The organism is Colwellia hornerae (assembly GCF_007954355.1).
Taxonomy (GTDB): Bacteria; Pseudomonadota; Gammaproteobacteria; order Enterobacterales; family Alteromonadaceae; genus Colwellia_A; species Colwellia_A hornerae.
In genome coordinates this window covers 1-7,229 of the sequence record NZ_VOLR01000049.1, presented here as the reverse complement: position 1 = coordinate 7,229, position 7,229 = coordinate 1, and the positions used below count along the sequence as shown (strand labels likewise).

Annotated in this window: 6 protein-coding genes; 3 read left to right on the top strand and 3 right to left on the bottom strand. The window is 37.0% G+C overall.

Annotation, left to right across the window (positions count from 1 at the left end; all coding sequences use genetic code 11):
• Positions 1-134: 134 nt before the first annotated feature.
• Positions 135-464 carry a PadR family transcriptional regulator gene (locus ESZ26_RS18595; RefSeq protein WP_146801248.1) on the bottom strand — a complete coding sequence of 110 codons (330 nt, stop codon included), beginning with the start codon at positions 462-464 and terminating at the stop codon, positions 135-137.
• A 503-nt stretch (positions 465-967) separates the two neighbouring features.
• Here ESZ26_RS18595 and ESZ26_RS18590 point away from each other — a divergent pair.
• Positions 968-2,974, top strand: coding sequence for an alpha-amylase (locus ESZ26_RS18590; protein WP_146801246.1), 2,007 nt, complete (start codon positions 968-970; stop codon positions 2,972-2,974).
• A gap of 94 nt (positions 2,975-3,068) precedes the next feature.
• Here ESZ26_RS18590 and ESZ26_RS18585 read toward each other — a convergent pair whose 3' ends face one another.
• A complete protein-coding gene (locus ESZ26_RS18585) occupies positions 3,069-3,437 on the bottom strand; it encodes a carboxymuconolactone decarboxylase family protein (protein WP_146801244.1) in 369 nt (122 codons plus the stop codon).
• A 15-nt stretch (positions 3,438-3,452) separates the two neighbouring features.
• Positions 3,453-4,235, bottom strand: a complete 783-nt coding sequence (locus ESZ26_RS18580) for a 3-hydroxybutyrate dehydrogenase (RefSeq protein WP_146801242.1) — start codon at positions 4,233-4,235, stop codon at positions 3,453-3,455.
• 662 nt (positions 4,236-4,897) lie between these two features.
• On the opposite strand from ESZ26_RS18580, the gene ESZ26_RS18575 reads away from it, so the two are divergent.
• Together ESZ26_RS18575 and ESZ26_RS18570 are read left to right on the top strand one after the other, a co-directional pair.
• Positions 4,898-5,566 carry a hypothetical protein gene (locus ESZ26_RS18575; RefSeq protein WP_146801240.1) on the top strand — a complete coding sequence of 223 codons (669 nt, stop codon included), beginning with the start codon at positions 4,898-4,900 and terminating at the stop codon, positions 5,564-5,566.
• A 117-nt stretch (positions 5,567-5,683) separates the two neighbouring features.
• On the top strand, positions 5,684-6,880 hold the full coding sequence (locus tag ESZ26_RS18570) for a serine hydrolase domain-containing protein (RefSeq protein WP_146801238.1): 1,197 nt from the start codon (positions 5,684-5,686) through the stop codon (positions 6,878-6,880).
• Positions 6,881-7,229 lie beyond the last annotated feature (349 nt).

Here is a 7,229-nt window from a genome sequence, read left to right as displayed (position 1 = left end):
TTTGTTTAACTCAGTATTATGTTTATTCATGCTCTGCTTTTGGGATAGATAGTGGTTTGGCGATTACTATCAGATCAAATTCAGAGCATGTTTTCAATTGTTTTATTCCTTAAGATCCAACCTATGAGTATTTATTAAGCTTGATCACAAATGATATTTTTCCACATGATGTCCATGCATTTTTTTGTTGCTAATAATTCTTTGTGTCCTAAGGACGTCACCTTAACAAGCCGTTTTGATTTACCGCCGCGTTCAGGTAGGACTTCACTTTTTCTAGACTGGATAAAGCCTTTTTTTTCCAATCGTTCAAATGTAGAGTAAATAGCACCCAGAGAAACATCTCTATCAATGGCTTTTTTCAGTTGCGCACGGATAGTAACGCCATAGGCTTCATCTTTGAGTTGTAAAATACTCAGTAAAACACAATGCTCGAATTCACCTAAATAACTTTGTTTATTCGCCATTACTTTCATCCTAAATTATAATAACTACATAATAGTATTTATTGTTATTGTAAGTCAAATCACTTAAAAAGTTTCAGTTATATACTTTCAAATGAATAGATAATAACGGTTTGGTTCCGTAATAGTTATATTTTATAAGGACATAAATAATACATAAAAATAATTAATGGCCCAACTTCGCTATCACTTACGCCATTACTTAGCCTGTTTAACAAGAATAATTATATTAAATAAAATGAGAGGCTTGCTGTAAAAAGACAAGACCTAGTTATCACAATGTCAGTGGTCCCGTTACCGATGTTGTCAACACGTTTCATCTCCATCTTTATCTAGGTCATCATAATTTCAATATAGTTTCTTGCTCGGTAAAACACCTAAAAATAATGGTTGAATACGTATTCATCTTCTTAGATATAGCGCTTTGTTTAAATTTAACGCAACCTGTCTTGGCTATTTAATAAGCAAATATAAACATTGATTTTACATTAGGAATAAAAATAAAAATGAAAACTAAAGTAATAAAATCGTTATTAACAACAGGTCTGGCATTAGGCATTGTTTGTCAGGTTCAAGCCGCTGCTCAACCAACTACTTTTGTTCATTTATTTGAATGGAACTGGCAAGATGTTGCCCAAGAATGTGAAGACTATTTAGGCCCTAAAGGTTATGCCGCAGTGCAGGTGTCACCACCTAATGAGCATATTCAAGGGGGACAATGGTGGACTCGATATCAACCGGTAAGCTATAAGATTGAGAGTCGAGGCGGTAACCGTGCCCAGTTTGTCGACATGGTGAATCGTTGCAAGGCCGTTGGCGTAGAAATATATGTTGATGCAGTTTTAAATCATATGGCGTCTGGCAGTGGTACGGGCACGGCAGGGAGTAATTATGGTAACAAAAGCTTCCCTAATTACGGGCCACAAGACTTTCATGATACTTGTGCCATTACCGATTATAACAATCGTTGGCAAGTACAAAACTGTGAACTAGTAGGCTTAACCGATCTTAATACCGGTGACACTTATGTACAAGAAACGCTCGCGGGTTATTTAAACGGCCTGCAAGACATCGGTGTTACAGGTTTTAGGTTTGACGCCTCTAAACACATGTCATTAGGTGATATTCAAGGGGTATTATCGAAAGTTAATGGCTCGCCTTTGGTCTTTCAGGAAGTGATTGATCAAGGCGATGAACCCATTACCGCAAGTGAATACCAAAGCACAGGTTTAGTAACAGAATTTAAATATACGACACAGCTAGGTAACACCTTCAAAAATGGCAGTCTAGCATCACTGAGTAGTTTTGGTGAAGCTTGGGGCTTTTTACCGAGTAGTTCAGCGGTGGTTTTTGTCGATAACCATGATAATCAACGTGGTCATGGTGGCGGTGGTAATGTGATTACTTTTGAAGATGGCCGTTTATACGACTTAGCGAATGTATTTATGTTGGCTTATCCGTATGGTTACCCGAAAGTTATGTCGAGCTATGACTTTCATGGTGATACTGATGCGGGTGCGGGTGCGCCAAGTGTTCCGGTTCATAACAATGGTAATCTAGAATGCTTTGGTAGTAGTTGGCAGTGCGAGCATCGATGGTCATATATTGCCGGTGGTGTCGACTTTAGAAATAATACCGCAGATAACTGGAGCACCACAAACTGGTGGGATAATGGCAATAACCAAATTGCTTTTGGTCGAGGTAGTTCGGGATTTGTTGCGATTAATAAAGAAGAGGTTAATTTAACGTCTACGCTAAATACACAGATGAGCGCAGGTACTTATTGTAACGTGTTAAAAGGGCAATTATCTGCTGACGCTAAATCCTGTAGTGGTGAAACGATCACAGTGAACCAGGGGGGAAGTATTAATGCCAATGTGGGGGGGTGGGATGCTTTTGCTATTCATCAAGGCGCAAAAATTAACGGTGGGGTAACAGGGCCAACAACATTGAAACGAACGGTGATATTTATTCAAGCACAAACGCAAAGTGGTCAAGATATGTTTATTCGTGGCGGTATTGATCATAACTACGCCAATAATAATCTGGGTAGAAATTGCCAAACCACTAATTTTGAGTGTGCAATGCCTATTCGCCATAACAATTTAAAAAGTGCAACGACAACACCATGGAAAACCAATGAAAGCTACTTAGATTGGTATGGCAGTGAAGCCGCTCAAAGTAGCACAGCCGAAGGAACACCGCTTGATTGGACCACCAATGCTTGGCCGGCAGGTTGGGGAACAAAGCGAACCGTTGCTAATGATGGTTATGGTGAAGAGCCGTTAAATATTTGGGGTCAACATTACTGGATGTTAGATGTTGATATGGATTGTAGTAAAGCGGTTAATAACAAGTTTGAAGTAAAAGCCTATGTTAAGAATGGACAAGGTTGGGAAGGTGACATCAACCAAGCTAACACACCTTATGCATCGAGTAATCATCTTGCTGAATGTGGAAAAATCAATAAGTTTGACTTCAACAGTAATACTGTAGAAATTCGAAATTTTTAGCGTTTCGTCGGCTGTTTATAATAACGTTAGGTAAATAAGTTATCAGGCTAGGCAAATGTTTTGTCCAGCCTTTACAATGTTATTTATAGACGATTTATAAAACTTCTTTAGCAGCTCTAAAAGCTTCTTGTGCAGCTGGCGCGCCACAATAAACAGCGCTGTGCAGTAATACTTCTCGTATTTCCTCTTTAGTCGCGCCATTATTTAACGCACCACGAATATGCCCTTTAAGTTCTTGCGGAGCTCTTAGTGCTGCTAGCATAGCGATAGTCACTAAACTACGGGTTTTAAGATCTAATTCAGTTCGCTGCCAGGTTGCTCCCCAGCCATGATCATTGATGTAGTCTTGCATAGGCTGACTAAAGTCATCGGCATTATTAAGCGCGCGGTCAACAAATTCATCGCCCATAACTTGACGGCGAATTTTTTCACCTGCTGTGTTTTCGTTGTTAGCTATCGTCATATTTTTTCCTGTTTTTTATTGAGCTGTCCAAGCACCGTCCATGGGAAGTGCCGAACCGGTTATACTACGCGCACTATTACTGCATAAGAATAAAATAAATTCACCAATTTGGCGAGGGTCCATCATTTCGGGTAAGGGTTGCTTAGCGTTTACTAAGGCATATTTAGCTTGTTCGAAGCTTACACTTTTCTGCTGTGCTATATCATTAATTTGATTATTAATTAATGATGTATCCACCCAACCTGGGCAAATAGAATTAACGGTAATGCCATGCTCGGCACACTCAAGTGCAACTGCTTTCGTTAAGCCAACAATGCCATGTTTTGCTGCAACATAAGCCGATTTATTTAGCGAGGCTACGAGTCCATGGACAGAGGCAATATTAATAATGCGACCCCAACCATTTGTTTTCATACCCGCAAGTGACTTTTGAATGGTGTGAAATGCGGCGGTTAAATTGATGGCGATTATCGCATCCCACTTATTTTCAGGGAAAGTATCAATACTTTCGGTATGTTGAATACCGGCATTATTGACCAAAATATCGATTGAGCCCATTACTTCAATAGCCTTAGCCATAAATACTGAAATATCTTCTGCTAACATTAAATTTGCACCGTCAAAAAGTGTCTTGATATTATATTTTGTCGCAAATTCATCTGCTAACGCTTGGCCTGCTTCGTCATCCATTAAACCGTGTAGTACCAAATTAATGCCTTGCTCAGCTAAGACATATGCCGCCGCCAAGCCAATACCACTCGTTGAACCTGTGATCAAAGCTGTTTTACCTTTTAGCATAATTGTTTTCCTATTTAATTGTTTTATTAATTTCTTACCGTTTTCGTTAATAAAAAAGCAACTAGACGTATTTGCCCCTGAGCCGTTCATCATTATTGGGCAAAGACTTGCGATAGGGCTGTTTATTAAAGGGCATTAGATAATAGTAAAAGCGTAAGCTTGGCGATCTCGATAAGGCTATTTAATCCGTCGCTCTAAAATCTTCAACACGATTCTTATGCTCTATATTAATGCAAATAGTTAACTTTTGAATTGGCACCTTAGTACCATAGGTTTAGTCAAATAACGTTGCGGCCATTTTCACCAACAGCTAAATATTACATTGATTTATTAACAGGAAAACAAAGCGTTAATTACCCTATATAAATAAACAGGCATCGGCGTTGATGTTATTTCAACAATAAGATTAAGCAAAGAAAGGAATTTTAAGGTAGTAACTCTGCACAGTTTCAACAAAGAAAAGGTGATAAAACAGTGATAATTAAAATTTAGTTAAAGGAATGTTAATAAAGGCTTGATACAATTGAAATATTTAGGCACTTTATGTTTTTATTATAAAAAAAGAAGATTAACTACATAGTGAAAATTTTTTTTCTCCTGCATAGCTTATGTTGGTTAACTGATTTTTACCTGTTGATTAAGCGTTATATTTTTTGAGAATTATGAAAGACGAATTTTTTTTAGAGTTAATATCAGAATCAGTAAGGCGAATTTTTTTCATCGTCTTAAGTATTACTTTTATACTAGGTGGAGCGGTAAATATTGGTGCTACTGGTTTAGTTTTCGCCATGCCCTTTATTTTTATCTTATTTAATAAGTTAGATTATTATCAGAAGTTTACAAAAAACATAACCATTGTCATTTTGTCCATTATATGTGTGTTTTTTGTCTGGAATAAACCTCAAAATTCTCTTATATTTCCTCATTTAAACACAGAAATTGAAATTTCGGCAGAGTGGGCCTATGCAAGAATCTCTGACTCGACTTACCATCCCTTAATAGCACCTGAACATATCAATTCTTGGAAAACGGATATGAAATCAGAACCAGATTATATATTAAGGCTAACAGTCTCAGAAAAAAATATTTTTGCAGTAATGAATCGTGTTGAAATTACACATGAAATGTTTGCAACTAGATTGAGAATTATTTTTAAAGATTCAAGTGGAAAAATGTATTCCATAACTCCTAAAGCTTTAATAAAAGCAGTTGCTATTGGCTCTATCAAAAGTATTGATTTACAAGGAATTGAAAACTTTCAATCTACTTGGAGTCATTACCTTGGTAATCTAATGTTTTGGCCAGTATTCCCAGTCTTATTATTTAGTTAATTACTGGTTTGAAAAATATAAGAAGCCGCTAAAGCAGAACAAAAAAATTGGTTATTTGCATCCTAATGGGGTGATAGCTTGCAATACAATATTTGGCATTTATAAAATGGATTTTAAATGAAAATACTTTTGTTAATATTTACTATTTTAAACACGATTACATTAACCGTAGATGCTAACGTTAGTGATAGTTTTAGTGGATTAAACTCACAAACGCCTGGCTGTGCTGTCGGAGTTGTGAAGAAAGGTGAATTAGTTTACGAACGCTACTTTGGGCAGGCAAACTTACGTTATCAAGTTCCAATAGATAAGAAAACCGTTTTTAATTTGGGGTCTATTACTAAACATTTTACTGCTGCTTTAGCCTTACAATTAGAGGCAAAAGGCCAACTATCTGTAAATGATTCATTGAAAAAATATTATCCTCAAGGCCCTAATTGGTTTGAAGATGTTAAGTTGCATCATTTGATTAATCACCAAAGTGGTCTTCCAGACTATTTAAATGATGAAAAAACTAGGGAGCAGCTTGTAAAAAGGGTATCTACTATACCTCATGTACTTGCTGAGCTAGTTGTAGGGAAGCCAATCGCACGCGATGTTACTTTAATGCATGTGCTAGATACTATGATGGCGTTATCTGCACCGTCATTCAAACCGGGTGAAAACTCAAGTTACAGTAATACCGGTTATTTGCTTTTAGCTGACATACTTGAAAAAGCTAGTGGAATACCTTTTAGTGAATTAGCTCAACAACTATTTAAACCACTTGGAATGTCTTCGACTGAACTTGTGAGTTTACATACTGTTGAAACGCCTTGGAGTGCAACGGGATATAGTGCTATAAATTCACCAAGATACAAATATCGCCGTAATTCATCAAATTTAATTACTCAAGGAGATGGTGGGATTTTATCTACGCTCCCTGATTTTGCAAAATGGATAAGTCATTTAATGGCTCCTATTGATGACAAATTATTTTGGAGTACATTTTTGCATCCAATGAAGCCTGTTTCGAACATTGGAGGATTCTCCCGCTTTCAAAATACTGACGACAGTAAAGGTCATTTTATTAGTCAAATATTATCTTCTTTAAAGACCGTTTCTAAAATTGGAGGGGTACCATATAATAATGGATTGTTCATTAGCAAAGTTAAAGGCGAGACAGTATATTCTCATAGAGGGTTATCAATTGACTCAATGGGGAGTTATTTTTGGCTTTCACCTAGTCATAGTATTGGGTATATTCAACTTTGTAACTTCAGCTTCGATAAACAGCCATCTGTAAACGAAATATTGGATACATATGCTGATTAGCTAACTAACAAAAACTTAAACAAGAACAAAAAACTGTTGGCTTTTGCTCCTTGATCGCTATTTTAACCAACAATTATTTGCCCCTTAAATGGGCGTTGGTATGACTCCCCACGTCAAGTTAAATACACTGATCCTTGTTCATTAATTTCAGAACCATTGTATTCACTTTTAGTATTAAGTGAGTTAACGCATAGAATGAAGCAAGTAATTTCGTCGGTTATCATGCTGATATTCGTGGATTACTAACTTGTTTGCTAGCAGCGCCTACCTTACTCATTTCGTCGTGGCACCTGTCTTCAGTCTATGTTCGCGGTTCAATAGCCGTTAGGCTATTGCCGTCCTAACGCCG

Bases quoted from the DNA above. Each gene is read 5' to 3' on its own strand.
- ESZ26_RS18595 (WP_146801248.1), bottom strand. From the start codon at position 464: ATGGCGAATAAACAAAGTTATTTAGGTGAATTCGAGCATTGTGTTTTA.
- ESZ26_RS18590 (WP_146801246.1), top strand. From the start codon at position 968: ATGAAAACTAAAGTAATAAAATCGTTATTAACAACAGGTCTGGCATTA.
- ESZ26_RS18585 (WP_146801244.1), bottom strand. From the start codon at position 3,437: ATGACGATAGCTAACAACGAAAACACAGCAGGTGAAAAAATTCGCCGT.
- ESZ26_RS18580 (WP_146801242.1), bottom strand. From the start codon at position 4,235: ATGCTAAAAGGTAAAACAGCTTTGATCACAGGTTCAACGAGTGGTATT.
- ESZ26_RS18575 (WP_146801240.1), top strand. From the start codon at position 4,898: ATGAAAGACGAATTTTTTTTAGAGTTAATATCAGAATCAGTAAGGCGA.
- ESZ26_RS18570 (WP_146801238.1), top strand. From the start codon at position 5,684: ATGAAAATACTTTTGTTAATATTTACTATTTTAAACACGATTACATTA.